Genomic DNA, 15,929 nt, shown 5'->3' with positions numbered 1-15,929 from the left:
GACTGCCGCACCCTGCCCCGGTATTCTCGCATGTCACTGGTCCTGGCCTCCACCTCCCGCTACCGCCGCGAGTTGCTGCAGCGGCTGGGCCTGCCCTTCGACTGCGCGCGCCCGGAGGTGGATGAAACCCCGTTGAACGGTGAGACGCCGCTGGCCCTTGCAACGCGCCTTGCCACGGCCAAGGCAACCGAAGTCGCGGCCCGCTACCCCGGCGCCTGGGTGATCGGCTCGGACCAGGTCGCGGACCTGAACGGGCGGCCGCTGGGCAAGCCGGGCACCGCCGAGGCGGCCCGCGCGCAGCTGGCGGCGATGTCCGGGCAGACGGTTCGCTTCCATACCGCAATCAGTCTCACGCGAGACGGAGAATCACTCAGCGCCGTGGATCTGACCGAGGTCCGTTTCCGCACGCTGGGCCAGGAGGAGATCGCCCGCTACGTGGCCGCCGAACAGCCGTTGGATTGTGCCGGCAGCTTCAAGTGCGAGGGCCTGGGCATCAGCCTGTTCGAAGCGATCGACAACCGCGACCCGACCGCGCTGATCGGCCTGCCGCTGATCGCGCTGTGCGGGTTGCTGCGCAAGGCGGGGTTCGCAGTGCCCTGAAGGCGGCACACTGACTGCCGGCACCGATCGCGGAAACAGGCCGGACATGGGCCGGGTAGGACCCAAGCCGGGTAGCGTCGACTGTCAGTCGACTATCGCGCGCAGCGCGGGGTTTTGCCAGCGGCTGGAAGAGCAGTCGACTAACAGTCGACTCTACCAACGTGGAGCACCCGACCAACCTGGAGCACGCAACCAACCTGGCGCGCGACCACCTGGACCGCGCTCCGCCTCAGCGCCCGCGAACCTCGAACGGCTGCTCCTGCCATTCCTCTACGCTGCCATCGCGACCGTGCAGGCGCAGGCCCAGCCAATGCCGTCCCGGCGCCAGCGTGCTCGTGTCCAATGAAGCATCGAAGCCCACCGCAGGATGCTGCGGATCGGTGCTGTCCGGCCAGGTCTGGCGCACGTCGAATGCGCGGCCATAGCGCGCATCCCCCATCGAGCGGCCATCGACCAGCACCTCAACCCGTGCCAGGCCGACACCATCCTTGAACGCCCATCCCTTGATCGCCAGCGTGCCAGACACCTTTTCGCCGTTGGAAGGCGTATCCAGCCACGCCATTGCCGGAGTCACGCACGCCCCGGACGCGCGCTGCGCCGGCAGCCGGAACAGCAGGAAACGCTGGAAGCCATGGTCACTGCTGACCACCCGCGGCGCCGGCAACGGCCCCACCTGTCCGCAGATGGCGTGATAGCGCGCCAGCAGATCGCGGTAACGCTGGTCGCTGGGTGAAAGCACCAGCAGCATCGGCGTCGAGCGCTTGCCCTCATGCAGCAGTTCCCACTGCGCCAGCTGCGCGGTGCGCCCATGCTTGTCGTTGAGCGGATGCGGCAGCACTTCGATATCGCCATTGCCGAGCTGGAAGCCCAGCTCGGCGCCAACCTTGAAGTTCCCCGCCAGCACCCGCGTGCCCGCCGGCATCTGCTGCAACTCTTCGCGCACCGCCATCGCCAACGGCTGCCAGCCAGCGAAATTGCGCGGGTAGTACTTGCTGCCTGCCAGCTGCTCGCGCAACGCAGGCGTGGAGGCCATCAGGTAATAGCCGAACGCCAGCACCATGCCTGCGCCCGCCAGCCACCAGCCGGTGCGCCGCAGCCAGCGTGGCCAGCCGTTGAGCACCACCGGCACCGCCACCAGCAGCGCCAGGTAGCCCGGCAGCGGCCAATGGAAACTGATCCGCTCGACGTCGGTGAAGAAGCCCAGCAGGAAGATGCCCAGCGTGGATACGCCCCCGACCAGGCCGAAGTAGCGCCACTGCACGCGCGTGCCGCCGCCCCTGCGGGTACCGGCCAGCGCCACCTTCCACATCGCCATGCACAGGATCGGGGTGACCAGCATGGGCTGGATCACCAGGAACCACAGCCCGTTCCATTCGAACGTCCAGGGATGGCGCTCGACCACCTGGAACTTCAGGCCGGCGTCGTGGTTGTCCGCGTTCCATGCCAGCAACGGCAGCCACGCCAGCACGCCCACCGCCAGCGCGACCCATACGCGCGGATCGGCCAGCATGCGCCGCCCCTGCGGCAGCGCCAGCAACGCGATGAAGCCAACGCCGATGACACCGATGAAACGGTAGTGACTGAGTGCACCGATCGACAGGCCCAGCGCAAGCTTCATCGCCGACGATGCATCAACGTTGTGCAGCAGCCGCGCACCGGCGTGCAGGCAGATCACCGCGGCCAGTGCCATGGGCACATCCGGCACCGCCAGCAGGCCCAGCGTCGCCGACAATGGCATCAACAGCGTGAGGCTGCCCGCTTGCCAACCGGCCACATTGCCGAACCAGCGCGTGGCCGTGCGCACCACCAGCAACGGCAGCAGCGCGCCGATGGCCAGGAACGGCAGGCGCAACGCGAGCACATGGTGGCCACCGATCTCCACACCCAGGCGCGCCAACCACGCGGTCAGTCCGGGAAGGTCCGAATACGCAGCGGCCAGATGCTGGCCTTCCTGCCAATAGAACGCCTCGTCAACAAACAGTGGCAGCCGCGCAGCCACTACCAGCTTGGCCGCTGTGACCAGCGTCCATAACCAGAGAAATATTGTCCGCGCGCGCTGTTCGCCCTGCATTGCTCTATGGATAATCGAATGGATTCCAGACCTGAGACGATCATGCCAGCCTCGTCCCCCAATCCCAGCATGCTAACCGATCAACTGCGCCAGGCCCTGCTGGAGGCACAGGATCAGGTAAACGCACTGGTGCTGGGCAAGGTGCCGGAAGTCAGGCTGGCTTTCGTCGCCCTGCTTTCCGGTGGCCATCTGCTGATCGAGGATCTGCCCGGCCTGGGCAAGACCACGCTGGCGCATGCGTTGGCCAGCAGCCTGGGCCTCAGTTTCCAGCGCGTGCAGTTCACCTCCGACCTGCTGCCCGCCGATGTACTGGGCGTTTCGGTGTACGAGGCCGGCAGCCGCCAGTTCCAGTTCCACCCGGGGCCGGTGTTCACCCACGTGCTGCTGGCCGATGAGATCAACCGTGCGCCACCGCGCACGCAGAGCGCGCTGCTGGAGGCGATGGCCGAACAGCAGGTCACCCTGGATGGGCAGACCCATCCCCTGCCCGATCCGTTCTTCGTGATCGCCACGCAGAACCCGGTGGACCTGTCCGGTACCTTCCCGCTGCCGGATTCGCAGCTGGATCGTTTCCTGCTGCGACTGGCGATGGGCTACCCCAGTGCGCAGGCCGAACGCGAACTGCTGCGTGGTACAGACCGCCGCGACCTGATCGCACGTGCCGTACCGAAGCTGGATGACACCCAGGTACGCACGCTGCGTGAAGCCGTCAGCCGGGTCCATGCCAGCGATGCGCTGGTCGACTACGTGCAGGCCCTGCTGACCCGCAGCCGCCAGCACGCCGGCGTGCGCGTGGGCCTGTCACCGCGTGCCGGCCTTGCGCTGCTGCGCGCGGCCAGGGCGCATGCACTTCTGCTGGGCCGCGGCCACGTGGTGCCCGAGGACGTGCAGACCCTGTTCGTGGCGGTAGCCGGTCATCGCCTCGTGGCCGAAGCCGAGTCCAGCTCGGGGCCGGCACTGGCACGGGCCATCCTGCAGACCGTTGCGGTGGATTGAGGGTGGCCACGCGCTGGGCACGACTGCAACTGCTGGCACGCCCGCGCAGGCCTGAAGCACTGCCGCAGCGCCTGGACCGCCATCGCATCTACGTGCTGCCCACCCGTTTCGGCCTGTTCGTCGCCGCGCTGCTGGCGGCGATGCTGCTGGGCGCACTGAACTACAACAACAACCCGGCGTTGCTGCTGGCCCTGCTGCTGGCGGCAGCGGCGATCGCCAGCGCCATCGCCGCGCACCTGCAGCTGTCCGGCGTACAGATCGACGCGATCTCCGCCGAGCCGGTTCCTGCCGGGCAACCACTGCGCCTGCGCGTGGACCTGTCACTGCGTGATCCGCGCGCACGCCACGGCCTGCACCTGCAGCTGGGTGACAGCGAAGCCTGGACCTCGCTGCCTGCACACGGCCGCGGTGAAGTGGAGCTGCAGGTTCCCAGCGAACGCCGCGGCTGGCTGGAGCTCCCGCGCATCCGCCTCTCCACCACCCAGCCAGTGGGCCTGGTGCGGGCATGGTCGTGGGTGTGGCCGGAACAACCGCTGCTGGTCTATCCGCAACCCGAGGCGCTGGCCCCTGCACTGCCGGAAAGCGGCAACGATCCGCTGCATACCCGGGCCCACGCCAGCGGCGAGGAACTGCATCAGCTACGGCCCTATCGTGCGGGCGATGCGCCACGCAGCATTTCCTGGAAGCACTCGGCACGCCGCGACAGCCTGCTGGTGCGCGAGTACGAAAAGCCGGTTGGCATCGAAGTCATCCTCGATTGGCGCACGCTGTCCCCGCTGGGCCATGAAGCACGCATCGCGCGTTTGGCGCGATGGGTCGACATGGCCGAGCGCGAAGGCCGCCGCTACACCCTGCTGCTGCCTGCACACCCGCCATTCGGGCCAGGCCAGGGCGCCGGCCACCACCACCTGTGCCTGCGTGCACTGGCATTGATGCCGCATGACTGAGACCACGCCCGCGCTCGACCGCAATGCCCGCAACTGGACCCTGGCCAGCGCGGCGTTGGCGCTGTTGCCGTTGCTGCTGCAGTTGCCGCCCCTGCTGGCGGGCGTGATCGCGGCCGCAGCGCTCGTGACTGCGGTCCTGTCGTGGCGGAAGGTGCTGCCCATGCCGGTGCGCCTGCTGCTGGTGCTGGCCATGCTCGGTGCCATCGCCTGGCAGATGGGGATGGTCCGACCTGGGCGCGATACCGGTTGCGCCCTGCTGGCAGCGATGCTGGCGATCAAGTCCAGCGAACTGCGCAGCCGGCGCGATGCCCGCAGCCTGCTCGGGTTCGCGCTGTTTTCCCCGTTTGCGGCGTTCCTGCTCGACCAAGGACCACTGACCACGGTGTTGGCCGCACTGGCGGGGATCAGCGCGCTGCTCGCCCTGCAACGGCTGGCCGGGGATGAAGGCCACGCCGCCCAGCTGCCCTTGCGAGGGCAGCTGCGCGGCGTTGGCCGCCTGCTGGCGATCGGCCTGCCGCTGGCATTGGCCTGCTTCTGGCTGTTCCCCCGCCTGGCCACGCCACTGTGGGGTGTTCCCGAGCGCGCCGTGGGTACGCCGGGGTTGTCCGACAGCATGGAGCCCGGCCAGTGGCTGGACCTGATGGCCGACGACAGCCCGGCGCTGCGCGTGCAGTTCTTCGGCGCGGTACCCGAGCCGATGCAACGCTACTGGCGAGGACCGGTACTGACCGCCTTCGATGGCCGGCGCTGGACACGTGACCGCGCCAGCGAGCGACGGCCGGCGGCCGTGGTCGAGGCCGGCACGCAGGGCTGGGACTACCAGATCGACTACGAACCCACCGACCGGCGCCAGCTGGTGGCACTGGACCTGCCCAGCCGCGCGCCTGCAGGCAGCACGCTGGATGCGGACATGAGCCTGAGCAGCGAGCGGTCACTGGCGTCGCTGAGCCGCTGGCGGTTGCATTCGGCGCCACCACAACGCTTCGACAGCACGCTGTCACCCTATCTGCGACGGGCCGCGCTGCAGTTGCCCAGTGGCTTCAACCCGCGCACCGCCACGTTGGCGCAGCAATGGCGGCAGCAGGCTGGCAGCGATGACGAGGCCATCGTGCGCCGCGCGCTGCAGTGGATCACCACCGACTTCTCGTACACGCTGGACACCCCTGCGGCAGGGCGCGACCCGATCGACGAGTTCCTGTTCGGCTACAAGGCCGGCTTCTGTGAACACTTCAGCTCGGCCTTCGTGGTGTTGATGCGCAACGCCGGCGTCCCGGCACGGGTGGTGACCGGCTTTGCCGGCGGCACCTACAACCGCCTTGGCGACTACTGGATCGTGCGGCGGATGGACGCCCACGCCTGGGCCGAGGTATGGCTGCCGCAGCGCGGCTGGGTACGGGTTGACCCGACCGCAGCCGTGGCACCGGAACGCATCCTGGACACACTGGACGACCGCCTGCAGGCCGGTACGGACACGCCACTGCAGCAACGCTGGCAGCAGCTGGGGCAGATGGGCGACTGGCTGCGCCGCGGCTGGAACGACCTGGTGCTCTCGTTCGATGCACGCCGCCAGCAGCAACTGCTCACGCCGTTCGGGCTGGATGATCTGGGTCCCACGCAACTTGTCGCTGGCTTCGTGGTGGCAACGATGCTGGCCTTGGCGTGGATGGCCTGGCTGCTGGCCCGTGGCGAGCGCGAACGCGACCCGCTGCTGCGCGCCTGGCACCGGCTCGGACGGCGCTACGCCCGCCCCGGCCTGGCCCGTGAACCGCACGAAACCGCACAGGACTGGGCCCAGCGGGTGCACCGGCAGCGCCCTGACCCGGCCCTGCTCGCACTCAGCCAGCGTTTCGCCGACGCGCGCTACGCTGGAACTTGCACCGACCTCGCTTCATTATTGCGGGACCTGCGCAGGCATCGCCCGACTTCCGGAGCCTCCCCATGAACACCAAGTTCCTTCTCACCGCTGTGGCCACGCTGGCCCTGTCGGCCTGCGCCACGGCCCCCAAGCCGCTGCAGGGACAGTTCAGCCTGGTCTCCCCGCGCGACTCGGTCGCCACCCAGCAGGTCGGTACGCCGGTCCGTTGGGGCGGTCGCATCATCGAAACCAAGCCCGGCCAGGGCGAGACCTGCTTCCAGATCATCTCGCGCCCGCTCAATGGCAGTGGCCGTCCGAACACCACCTCGTCCGACGCCAGCGACGGCCGCTTCATCGCCTGCCGTGCCGGCTTCTACGACCCGGCCGTGTTCGAAGCCGGTCGTGACGTGACCTTCATCGGCAAGATCGACGGCTACCAGAACACCCGCATCGGCGAGTACGACTACCGCCTGCCCAAGCTGTCGGCCGATGTGATCTACCTGTGGCCGGAACAGCGCCAGGTCGACGTGGTGCCCTACCCCTATGGCCCGTGGGGCCCGGGCCCGTATGGTCCGTACTGGGGCGGCTATGGTCGCTGGGGCTGGTGGTGATCGTCACCGCACAGGCATGACGGAAAAGGCCGCCCTCGGGCGGCCTTTTTGCATCCTGTGGATCCATGCGGTGCGCAGGCTCAACGCCCCGGGGTACCGAAGTGCCCCAGCGGCGCACCGGCCAGCAGGTGCATGTGGATATGGAACACGGTCTGCCCGGCATGCTCGCGGCAGTTCATCACGATGCGGTAGCCGTCCTGTGCGAAGCCCTCGCGGCGCGCGTACTCGGCGGCAGCCAGCGCCAGCTTGCCGATCAGGTGCGCCTGCGACGGCTGCAGGTCATCCAGGGTCGGAATGATCTCGTTCTTCGGAATGAACAGCACGTGCACCGGTGCCTGCGGTGCGATGTCCTTGAAGCCCAGCACCTCGTCATCCTCGTAGACGATGGTGGCCGGGATCTCGCGACGGATGATCTTGCTGAAAAGGGTTTCGTTGCTCATGGTCGGCCTCGGCGGGGATGTCATCCGCATTGTAGGCCGGCCGCGCCGGGGGATGCCCGGCCGGCATTCAATCGCGGAATTCGCTGCGCGTTCCGAACGCGTGCGAGAGCGTGCCGCGATCGACGTATTCGAGTTCACCGCCAAGTGGCAGGCCCTGCGCCAAACGGCTCGGCTGTACCTTGCGTGCGCGCGCCAGCTGCGCCAGGTAATGCGCGGTGGCCTCGCCCTCGACAGTGGCGCTGGTGGCGATGATCAGCTCCTGCACCTCGCCTTCGGCCAACCGTCGCTCCAATTGCTCCAGGCCCAGCTCGCGCGGGCCGATGCCATCGAGCGGCGACAGCCGCCCCTGCAGCACGAAGTAGACACCGCGGAAGCCGGTGGCGTTCTCGATGGCCAGGCGGTCGGCCGGCGATTCGACCACGCACAGCTGGCTGCGCTCGCGGCTGCCGTTGGCACAGGTCGGGCACAGCTCGGTTTCGCTGAAATCGCGGCACTGCACGCAGTGGCCGATTCGCTCCACCGCCAATGCCAGTGTCTCGGCCAGACGCTGGCCACCTTCGCGCTCGCGCTCGAGCAGGTGATAGGCCATGCGCTGTGCAGTCTTCTGGCCGACGCCAGGCAGCACCCGCAATGCGTCGATCAATTGTTCAAGCAGGGGTGCGGACACGGCGGCATGCTTTCATGGCGTCGAGCACGCTCGACAGCTGTCTGTAGAGTCGAGCCATGCTCGACCGAGGGTTGGAGCGGGCACCTGCAGCGGCAGGCGCCCCCCTGGGAAATCAGAACGGCAGCTTCATGCCCGGCGGCAGCTGCATGCCGGCGGTGGCCGACCCCATCTTCGACTTCGACTCGGCATCGATCTTGTTCGACGCATCATTGAAGGCGGCGGCGATCAGGTCTTCCAGCATCTCCGGGTCGCTGGTCAGCGACGGGTCGATGCGCACCTTGCGGCATTCCTTGGCACCGGTCAGGGTCACGCTGACCATGCCGCCGCCGGCGCTGCCGGTCACTTCGATCTTGGCGATTTCTTCCTGGGCCTTCTGCAGGTTTTCCTGCATTTTCTGGGCCTGCTGCATCAGTTGTGCGATGTTTCCGCGCATGGTGTCTTACTCGTCAAAAGAACGGATGGAATCGGAAACAACCCGGGCACCGTGCTGTTGGATCAGCACCTGCACTTCCGGGTCGTCCATGAAAACGGCCTCTGCCACCTGCTGCCGCTCACTACGCTGGCGGTCGGCACGCTGGTGCAGGGTCTCGGCCGGAACGTGTTCGGTTTCCACGGTCTCGACCACGATCTTCGGCGCCTGGCCGAGGGCCTTCTCCAGCATCTCGCCCAGGGCGGCCAGCGCGCGCTCCGAGCGCAGGTATTCAAATCCGGGCGAAAGGCCCAGTTTCAAGGTCCCGTGCTGGCAACTGATGAAGGCAGCGTTGGCGGCCAGCTGCCGCGACGGGCCGCTCAGGCCACTGTTGGCGACCAGATCCAGCCAGTCCTCGGCGCTGGCCAGGTCGCTCACACCTTCCAGCGGCGCGTTCTCCTGCACTGGCGCCGGCTCGACCGGCGCGATGGCAATGCCTTCCGTGCGGAACGGGCGTGCGGGCGGTGCAGGCTCGCTGGGAGCCGCGACGGGAGCCGGCGGCTCATGCCAGGGCGCCACCATGGCAGCTTCCGGCCCAGCCATCTCGGCCGCCAGCGCCTCGTCACGTGCCTCGGCTTCGTCGGTGGCCCACGGCGGCAGGTCGTCGCCCGCTTCTGTTTCAACGGACGGCGGCGCCGCTGCTTCGGCCTTCACCGGCGGCGGTGACACCGGCTCTTCCACCGGAACCGGCTCGGGCTCCGGCGTCGGGTCCGGTTCGGGTTGCGGGGCCGGGTCCGGTTCGGGTTCAGGTTCGCGCGGCGCGGCCTGCACCGGAGCAGCCACCTGCGCCACCAAGGCCGGGCTTGCCGAAGCGGCGGCAGTCGCCGGCGTCGCTTCGTGGGTACCCGCACCGGTGCCACCACCGGCAGCATTGCCACCCGGCGCATTGCCTGCCCCCTCCACCGACTTCGGCACCGGCGGGACCGCCGCGGCCGGGCGGAACGCCAGCATGCGCAGCACGGCCATCTCGAAGCCCGCGCGCGGGCTCGGCGCCATCGGCAGGTCACGACGGCCGTTCAAGGCCATCTGGTACCAGAGCTGCACCACTTCCGGGCGCAGGCGCTCGGCGAATGCGGCGGCATCCAGGCCTTCGGCAACGGCCGCACCCGGTACCAGCTGCTGCACCTGGATGCGGTGCAGGCCTTCGGCCAGCGCTTCCAGCACGCCACTCCAGTCCGGCGAGAATTCGGCCAGCGCGGCCACCACCTGCAGCAGGCGCGGGCCATCGCCGTCAGCCAGCGCATCGAGCATCGCCGCCACCTGGGTGCGGTCGACCGTGCCCAGCATGGTACGCACCACGTCCTCGCGCAGCGCGCCGCCGGCATAGGCAATCGCCTGGTCCAGCAGCGACAGGCCATCCCGCAGGCTGCCATCAGCGGCCTTGGCCAGCTGCACGATGGCACTGCCGTCGGCCTCGATCTCCTCGGCCGCCAGGATGCGGGTCATCTGGCCCTGGATCTGGTCCTCGTCCAGGCGCTTGAGGTTGAACTGCAGGCAGCGGCTGAGCACGGTGACCGGCAGCTTCTGCGGATCGGTGGTGGCCAGCAGGAACTTCACGTGCTCCGGCGGCTCTTCCAGCGTCTTCAGCAGCGCGTTGAACGCCGCCTTGGACAGCATGTGCACTTCGTCGATCAGGTAGACCTTGTACTTGCCACGCGAAGGCATGTACTGCGCGTTCTCGATCACCTCGCGCACGTCGTCCACGCCGGTGTTGGACGCGGCGTCGATTTCCAGCAGGTCGATGTAGCGGCCGGCGTCGATGTCCAGGCAGGCTGCGCACTGGCCACACGGGTCGGCGCTGGTGCCCTGCTCGCAGTTCAGCGACTTGGCGAAGATGCGCGCGATGGTGGTCTTGCCCACGCCGCGGGTACCGGTGAACAGGAACGCGTGGTGGACCCGGCCGCTGTCGAGCGCGTTGCTGAGCGCACGGACCACGTGTTCCTGGCCCACCAGCTCGGCAAAACGCTTCGGACGCCACTTGCGGGCAAGGACGAGATAGGACATCAGGCCACCGTTTTCCATCGGATGTTCCATTGTGCCATGCCTGTCCAGCCCCCTCGCCTCCGGCACGCCCTTCGCAGGTTCCTGGCCGGGGTGCTTGTGAAGTGCCGCGCAGCCCGCTAGAATCTGCGCCCCTGCTGAGGCGTTTGCCGATGGCAGGGATCCGGAGAGGTGTCCGAGTGGTTGAAGGAGCACGCCTGGAAAGTGTGTAAGCGTCTAAACCGCGCTTCGGGGGTTCGAATCCCCCTCTCTCCGCCAGATAAATGAAGAAGCCGCCCTCTGGGCGGCTTTTTTATTTGGCTGGCGGAGAGCATCGGGCGAGAGAAGCCCTGCCGGGGTTCGACGGTTCTGCAGGAGCAGAACCGGACCGCCGAAGGCGGGTCCCAGCGCGCAGCGCGCCGGGATCGGCATCGGCATCGGGATCGGCATCGGCATCGGGATCGGCATCGGCATCGGGATCGGCATCGGCATCGGGATCGGGATCGGGATCGGGATCCGTGCATGGGAATGCACCCGCCTTCCCCCTTACATCTAATAGCAAGGGGATCTGGCCAAGAAGCCACGAAACTCCGCACGACGCCCCTCTATGTCTCATGGTCACCGGCCACTTACGGGGGAAACGCCCCAAAGGGTGAACTTTTCCGCCTCCATGAGTCGTAAGTTTCGCGGTAGCAGCCCGCATCTTGCTTTCCGACTTCTCTGCCCATAAGTAACACCGAAGGTCTAGCTAGACGCCGAGCCAAGAACAGGGGACAAGATGAACCGAGATCAGCTACTCAAAGAGGTAGCAACAACAGGCTATAACGTCCTGTACTCCGCAAAGAAGCACTTTGCGACCTTCGACATCGTCGAAAAGGTACCGGGTTGGCTCACGATCTCCACAATTGCCGTCGGAATCTTTGGGCTTATCATTCCGGCCCTCACGAACAACTACTTGTCAGCGGCGATCCTCGTTATTGGCGTTGCATCGATCTACTTTAATCAATTCCAAGATGGTCGAGAAAAGTATGCCAAGGCAGGAGGAAAGCTCGTCAGCAATTTCAACGTCTTGCGGGGCATTTACCACGACGCCAAAAGCCGCGGACCAAGCGACAATGTGGACGACCTAGAATCCAGGTATCGCGAAGCACTAAAGGAAGCCGAGCAAGACTGGCTCCACAAACACATCTTTATCAGCGACTGGTACGCTCACTACAAGATATTCTGGCAAGCGCAAATTGATTGGCTTGACGAGCAGCTTCACTTTAAATTCTGGCGCGACAAGATTCCACTCACCCTCAGCATAACTGTCGCGCTCACCCTGATTCTGGGCCTGTCCCTTGTAACAATTAAAATAATCAAAATGTTCGCGGGGTGCGCATGAGTGACGCAAGCCTGTTCTGCTCTTTTATGGACAACCTCACCGTCAGCAATGCCGACGATATTTCAACGAAATATGAGAGCATCACGACTCGTCTGAACAAGGACTTCTGGAATTCGGACTCAGAGACCGCCCACACTCTACAGATCGGTTCTTACGGAAGATACACGGCCATTGATGGCGTCAGCGATTTGGACATGGCCTTCTCGATCCCGAAGAGCAAGTACGATTACTATAAGGACCTGGGCAAGGAAGGCCCCAAAGAAATGCTTAACGAGGTTAAGAAATCACTCGAGAAGCGATATGACAAGACGAAAATCAAAGTCGACGGACAGATTGTTGGCGTATTCTACAGCAACTATCATGTGGAGGTTCTCCCCGCATATGAGGATGCCAACGGCGATTTCTGGCATGGGGACACAAACACTGGTGAGTTCAAGTTAACCAAGCCCCGACCTGAGATCAAGGCATTTAACGACCTTAACAGGGTAACGAATGGCAACCTAAAAGCCTGCTGCAGGATGCTTCGTCAGTGGAAAAATCAAGTTGGCGTTGGTATTGGGGGGCTTCTAATCGATACGCTTACATACAATTTTTTCATCGAACATATTAACTATCACAACGCGACCTACAAGAATTATCCACAGCTGCTGGTTTCCTTGTTCGCCCATCTTGGCGGACTTGACATGCAAGACTACTGGATGGCTCCAGGAAGCAATCAGCGCGTTAAGTGCAAGACAAAATTCCAATCAAAGGCGAAGCGGGCCGCTACGCGTTGCCAGGAAGCCATTGACGCCACGAACGAATCTACAAAAGTTAAACTATGGAAGAAGGTTTTTGGTCGCAAATTCCCTTCCGCAACAATCACTGCACTGGCTATGGAATCCCTAAATGAGCCCTTGAGCCTATCCTACGATCAGGAGCAGTTTATCGAAGAGCGATTTGGGATTGATGTCCGCTATACCCTCGAAGTCGAAGCTGAACTGCGTGAAGGAACCAATATCAGCGATCGCTTGCGACAAGCGCTGCGTCGCCGTGAATGCGTACCTCTTGGACGTCACCTACGGTTTTATGTGGCTGAATGCGATGTCCCAAGGCCATATATGATTGCATGGAAGGTCCGAAACCAGGGACAAATTGCGATCAGCAAAAAAATGCTTCGAGGTGAAATAACGTTTGACAAAGACGGGCTAGAACAAAAGTACGAGACTGCCGATTTTTCCGGCGAGCACTACGTCGAGGCATATGCCATTAAAGACGGCGTCTGCGTCGCGAGAGGAAAGATCAAAGTTCCCATCTGAATAGACGTGTGGCGATATAGACCATTCGAACTCCGTATTGGCGGAAAGCCTACTAATCCGAGCCCTCCAAGCCCTTAACGTCACCAAATAGATACGGGCAAGCTTTCAGCTACCACACCTTATATAAAAACTAAAAAACTAAGAAGCCCCGCACAGCGGGGCTTCTTAGTTTTCGTAAAGCAGGCCGTCAAGCTACCGGCGCCAAGAATCGACCGCGGACAGTAATTCTCGCTTGTGGCTGCCCCACGATGTAACCCTCTGCATCGAACCCGAAGTCGTCAAACTTCCCCGTGAATTGAAGCCGAAACTCATCCAACGCCCCGAAAACCGACTCCGAGAAATCATTCCAACGCTTAATGGAAAGGGTAGAGGCAAAGCCATGATCATTACCATCAAGATGACCTGAGTAGGTGTACCCAGCATCTCCACCATTAACAGATTGACCTTTAAAAACTGCCACACCGTCCCCCATACTCTGCATGTTCGATGAAAAATTGACGTGATAGATACCATCTTTCATCACATACCTCCTACTCTCTTAGGAGCCGACATCAGAGCACAGTCTGATCTCAGGAGTCGAGATTAACCGTATCAATTGCGACAGAACCATCTTTCATAGAACATCGAGCTGCATGATTCTGTACCGAAATCGTCTTCTTCTCTAAATTTGCTCTGATCATGAATCATGGGCCCCCTACTTTTGCAGTGTTTCGTACCAAAGGAACAGAGACCTTGGCTGAAATCGATCCATCTCCCCGCGCCTGCGTGGCAGCCCCTCAACAGAGGGGCTTGTTCCTCCAGATGCGTCGGTAGATCCACGCCATGCGTGGATGCTCCTCACGACGGCCCACGCCCTCCGTACGCCACATAACAAAACTGAACGAAACCTGAAAATTCGCTATCGTAGGCGCCTTCAACCGACGCTTGGCCCATTGCCCATGAGCTCGACCGACAGCGCGCACGCCGCCTGCGAGAACTGCGACACCGCCCTGCATGGCCACTACTGCCATCGCTGCGGCCAATCCGCGCACAACCCGCTCAAGCATGTGGGCCATGCCATCGAGGAAGTGTTCGAATCCTTCTGGCACCTGGATGGGCGCATCTTCCGCACGCTGCGCGATCTGTGGGTCCCGGGCCGCATCGCGCTGAACTACCTCAAAGGCCGCCGGGTGGGGTACGTGCAGCCGCTGCGGCTGTTCGTCATCCTCACCCTGTTTACGTTCTTCATCGGCAAGCTGTTCGTCCACGTCGACGACATCAACATGGGCCGTGGTGAACCGCTGTACGCCAAGGCGTCCACGGTTGAACAGGTCGAAGCCGCCCGCGCGGAACAGCTGGCGATGATCGATCGCCAGCAGTCCAGCTCACCCGCCACCGGCAACGCCGGATTTGCCATGGCCAGGGCCGCAGTGAATGCCGCAGCCGCGCAGCGCAAGGCCGAACTCACTGGCACCGGCAAGCAGGCCGCCGCGACGGAGCACGGCACGTTCTTCAACCACACCGTCAACGGCAAGCCCTGGGATGCGGACACCAATCCCATCGTGGTTGCCGGCTGGCCGATGTTCGCCAACAACTGGCTCAACAAGCGCCTGCAGAACGGCAACACCAACATCCAGCGCATGGGCGGCAAGACCGACCTGTACATGCAGGCGATCCTGACCGCCCTGCCCGGCGCCCTGTTCTTCCTGATGCCAGTGTTCGCGCTGGTGCTGCGCATCGCCTACATCCCGCGGCCGATGGGCTATCTGGAACACCTGGTGGTCGCGCTGTACAGCCATTGCTGGCTGATGATGGTGCCGCTGGCCACGTTCCTCATCGCCGGCATCAGCGGCGCGCTCGCATCCCCCGCATTCGGCGCCGTCAGCCAATGGCTGTATGCACTGCTGTGGCTGGCGGTCCCGGTCTATCTGCTGTGGATGCAGCAGCGCGTGTATGGCGGCAACAAGGCGTTGACCGTGCTGCGCTACCTGGCCATCGGCGGCGTCTACCTGTTCCTGGTCAGCTTCGTGGTGATGTATGCGGTGCTGGCGGGAATCTCGGCCTGAGCGAAGCACGCACGGTATCCGGCCCATGAATCCACGCATGGCGTGGATCTACTGACGATCGTCTATTGTGGGCACATGACACTCCGCCTCTACCGCCACACGGATGCCAGCGCCTGTCTGTCGATCTTCGACAGCAACGTACCCACCTACTTCGCGCCCGAAGAGCGCAGCGATTTCGAACGCTTCCTGCATGAGCAGGCCACGGACTGCGCGTTCCAGGTCATCGAGCGCGACGGCAGCATCATTGCCTGCGGCGGGCTCTCGCGCCGCGACGATGGCAGCGCCGGCTTCTGCTGGGGCATGGTGCAGCGCGCGCTGCACCGGCAGGGAATCGGCCGCGAACTGGCGGTGGCACGACTGCAGCAGGCCGAACGTGATGCCTCGATTGCGCGCATCACGCTCAGCACCAGCCAGCACACCCAAGGGTTCTACGCTGGCCTCGGCTTCCAGGTGACACGGGTGGTACCCGATGGCCACGGCGCCGGGATCGACGCCGTGGAGATGGAGCGGAGGGTGTAGCCCTCCGCCCCGGCCCGGATCCACGCCGCGCGTGGATCCCTTGCTGC

General features: G+C 64.3%; 15 protein-coding genes and 1 tRNA gene. 10 read left to right on the top strand and 6 right to left on the bottom strand.

The window, feature by feature from the left end; translation table 11 throughout:
* Positions 1–30 precede the first annotated feature (30 nt).
* On the top strand, positions 31–600 hold the full coding sequence (locus AC5P9L_RS07140; RefSeq protein WP_227415251.1) for a Maf family protein: 570 nt from the start codon (positions 31–33) through the stop codon (positions 598–600).
* A gap of 229 nt (positions 601–829) precedes the next feature.
* On the opposite strand, the gene AC5P9L_RS07135 is transcribed toward AC5P9L_RS07140, so the two are convergent.
* Positions 830–2,671: a glycosyltransferase family 39 protein gene (locus tag AC5P9L_RS07135; protein ID WP_012479285.1), complete on the bottom strand. Its 1,842-nt coding sequence runs from the start codon at positions 2,669–2,671 to the stop codon at positions 830–832.
* Between the two features lie 42 nt (positions 2,672–2,713).
* Between AC5P9L_RS07135 and AC5P9L_RS07130 the strand changes: the two genes are divergently transcribed.
* Genes AC5P9L_RS07130 through AC5P9L_RS07115 form a run of 4 tightly spaced genes read left to right on the top strand, consistent with a single transcriptional unit; the run spans position 2,714 to position 7,080 of the window.
* Complete coding sequence (locus tag AC5P9L_RS07130) at positions 2,714–3,667, top strand: AAA family ATPase (protein WP_262101860.1); 954 nt, start codon at positions 2,714–2,716, stop codon at positions 3,665–3,667.
* A 2-nt stretch (positions 3,668–3,669) separates the two neighbouring features.
* Positions 3,670–4,614 carry a DUF58 domain-containing protein gene (locus AC5P9L_RS07125; protein ID WP_262101851.1) on the top strand — a complete coding sequence of 315 codons (945 nt, stop codon included), beginning with the start codon at positions 3,670–3,672 and terminating at the stop codon, positions 4,612–4,614.
* Complete coding sequence (locus AC5P9L_RS07120) at positions 4,607–6,556, top strand: transglutaminase TgpA family protein (protein ID WP_005412439.1); 1,950 nt, start codon at positions 4,607–4,609, stop codon at positions 6,554–6,556. The genes AC5P9L_RS07125 and AC5P9L_RS07120 overlap by 8 nt, the downstream gene beginning before the upstream one ends.
* Positions 6,553–7,080, top strand: coding sequence for a Slp family lipoprotein (locus AC5P9L_RS07115; protein ID WP_005408301.1), 528 nt, complete (start codon positions 6,553–6,555; stop codon positions 7,078–7,080). Before AC5P9L_RS07120 ends, AC5P9L_RS07115 begins: the two co-directional genes overlap by 4 nt.
* Positions 7,081–7,160: 80 nt before the next feature.
* Here AC5P9L_RS07115 and AC5P9L_RS07110 read toward each other — a convergent pair whose 3' ends face one another.
* The 4 genes from AC5P9L_RS07110 to dnaX all read right to left on the bottom strand — a co-directional run bounded on the left by AC5P9L_RS07110 (position 7,161) and on the right by dnaX (position 10,678).
* Positions 7,161–7,520, bottom strand: a complete 360-nt coding sequence (locus AC5P9L_RS07110; protein ID WP_014036181.1) for a histidine triad nucleotide-binding protein — start codon at positions 7,518–7,520, stop codon at positions 7,161–7,163.
* A 67-nt stretch (positions 7,521–7,587) separates the two neighbouring features.
* Entirely contained in the window at positions 7,588–8,187 is a 600-nt protein-coding gene (recR, locus tag AC5P9L_RS07105) for a recombination mediator RecR (protein ID WP_005408299.1), read from the bottom strand.
* Positions 8,188–8,299: 112 nt separating this feature from the next.
* Positions 8,300–8,620: a YbaB/EbfC family nucleoid-associated protein gene (locus tag AC5P9L_RS07100; RefSeq protein ID WP_005408298.1), complete on the bottom strand. Its 321-nt coding sequence runs from the start codon at positions 8,618–8,620 to the stop codon at positions 8,300–8,302.
* 6 nt (positions 8,621–8,626) lie between these two features.
* A complete protein-coding gene (gene dnaX / locus AC5P9L_RS07095) occupies positions 8,627–10,678 on the bottom strand; it encodes a DNA polymerase III subunit gamma/tau (RefSeq protein WP_049397088.1) in 2,052 nt (683 codons plus the stop codon).
* Positions 10,679–10,822: 144 nt separating this feature from the next.
* Here dnaX and AC5P9L_RS07090 point away from each other — a divergent pair.
* The 3 genes from AC5P9L_RS07090 (at position 10,823) to AC5P9L_RS07080 (ending at position 13,318) form a co-directional block, all read left to right on the top strand.
* A tRNA-Ser gene (locus AC5P9L_RS07090) sits at positions 10,823–10,915 on the top strand.
* Between the two features lie 499 nt (positions 10,916–11,414).
* Positions 11,415–12,020 carry an SLATT domain-containing protein gene (locus AC5P9L_RS07085; RefSeq protein ID WP_262101849.1) on the top strand — a complete coding sequence of 202 codons (606 nt, stop codon included), beginning with the start codon at positions 11,415–11,417 and terminating at the stop codon, positions 12,018–12,020.
* Positions 12,017–13,318: an SMODS domain-containing nucleotidyltransferase gene (locus AC5P9L_RS07080; protein ID WP_262101848.1), complete on the top strand. Its 1,302-nt coding sequence runs from the start codon at positions 12,017–12,019 to the stop codon at positions 13,316–13,318. Before AC5P9L_RS07085 ends, AC5P9L_RS07080 begins: the two co-directional genes overlap by 4 nt.
* Positions 13,319–13,505: 187 nt before the next feature.
* Here the strand turns inward: AC5P9L_RS07080 and AC5P9L_RS07075 are convergent, their stop codons facing one another.
* Positions 13,506–13,838 carry a GrlR family regulatory protein gene (locus AC5P9L_RS07075; RefSeq protein ID WP_262101847.1) on the bottom strand — a complete coding sequence of 111 codons (333 nt, stop codon included), beginning with the start codon at positions 13,836–13,838 and terminating at the stop codon, positions 13,506–13,508.
* 418 nt (positions 13,839–14,256) lie between these two features.
* On the opposite strand from AC5P9L_RS07075, the gene AC5P9L_RS07070 reads away from it, so the two are divergent.
* Both AC5P9L_RS07070 and AC5P9L_RS07065 read left to right on the top strand, forming a co-directional pair.
* The gene (locus AC5P9L_RS07070) at positions 14,257–15,363 is read left to right on the top strand and encodes a DUF3667 domain-containing protein (protein ID WP_262101846.1); all 1,107 of its coding nucleotides are present in this window, start codon (positions 14,257–14,259) and stop codon (positions 15,361–15,363) included.
* Between the two features lie 75 nt (positions 15,364–15,438).
* Positions 15,439–15,882, top strand: coding sequence for a GNAT family N-acetyltransferase (locus AC5P9L_RS07065; RefSeq protein WP_262101845.1), 444 nt, complete (start codon positions 15,439–15,441; stop codon positions 15,880–15,882).
* The last annotated feature ends 47 nt before the right edge of the window (positions 15,883–15,929 follow it).

Source organism: Stenotrophomonas sp. YJH_SMC_64, from assembly GCF_059371375.1.
The sequence above is the reverse complement of the archived record's forward strand: the minus strand, read 5'-3'. Positions and strand labels throughout refer to the sequence as shown.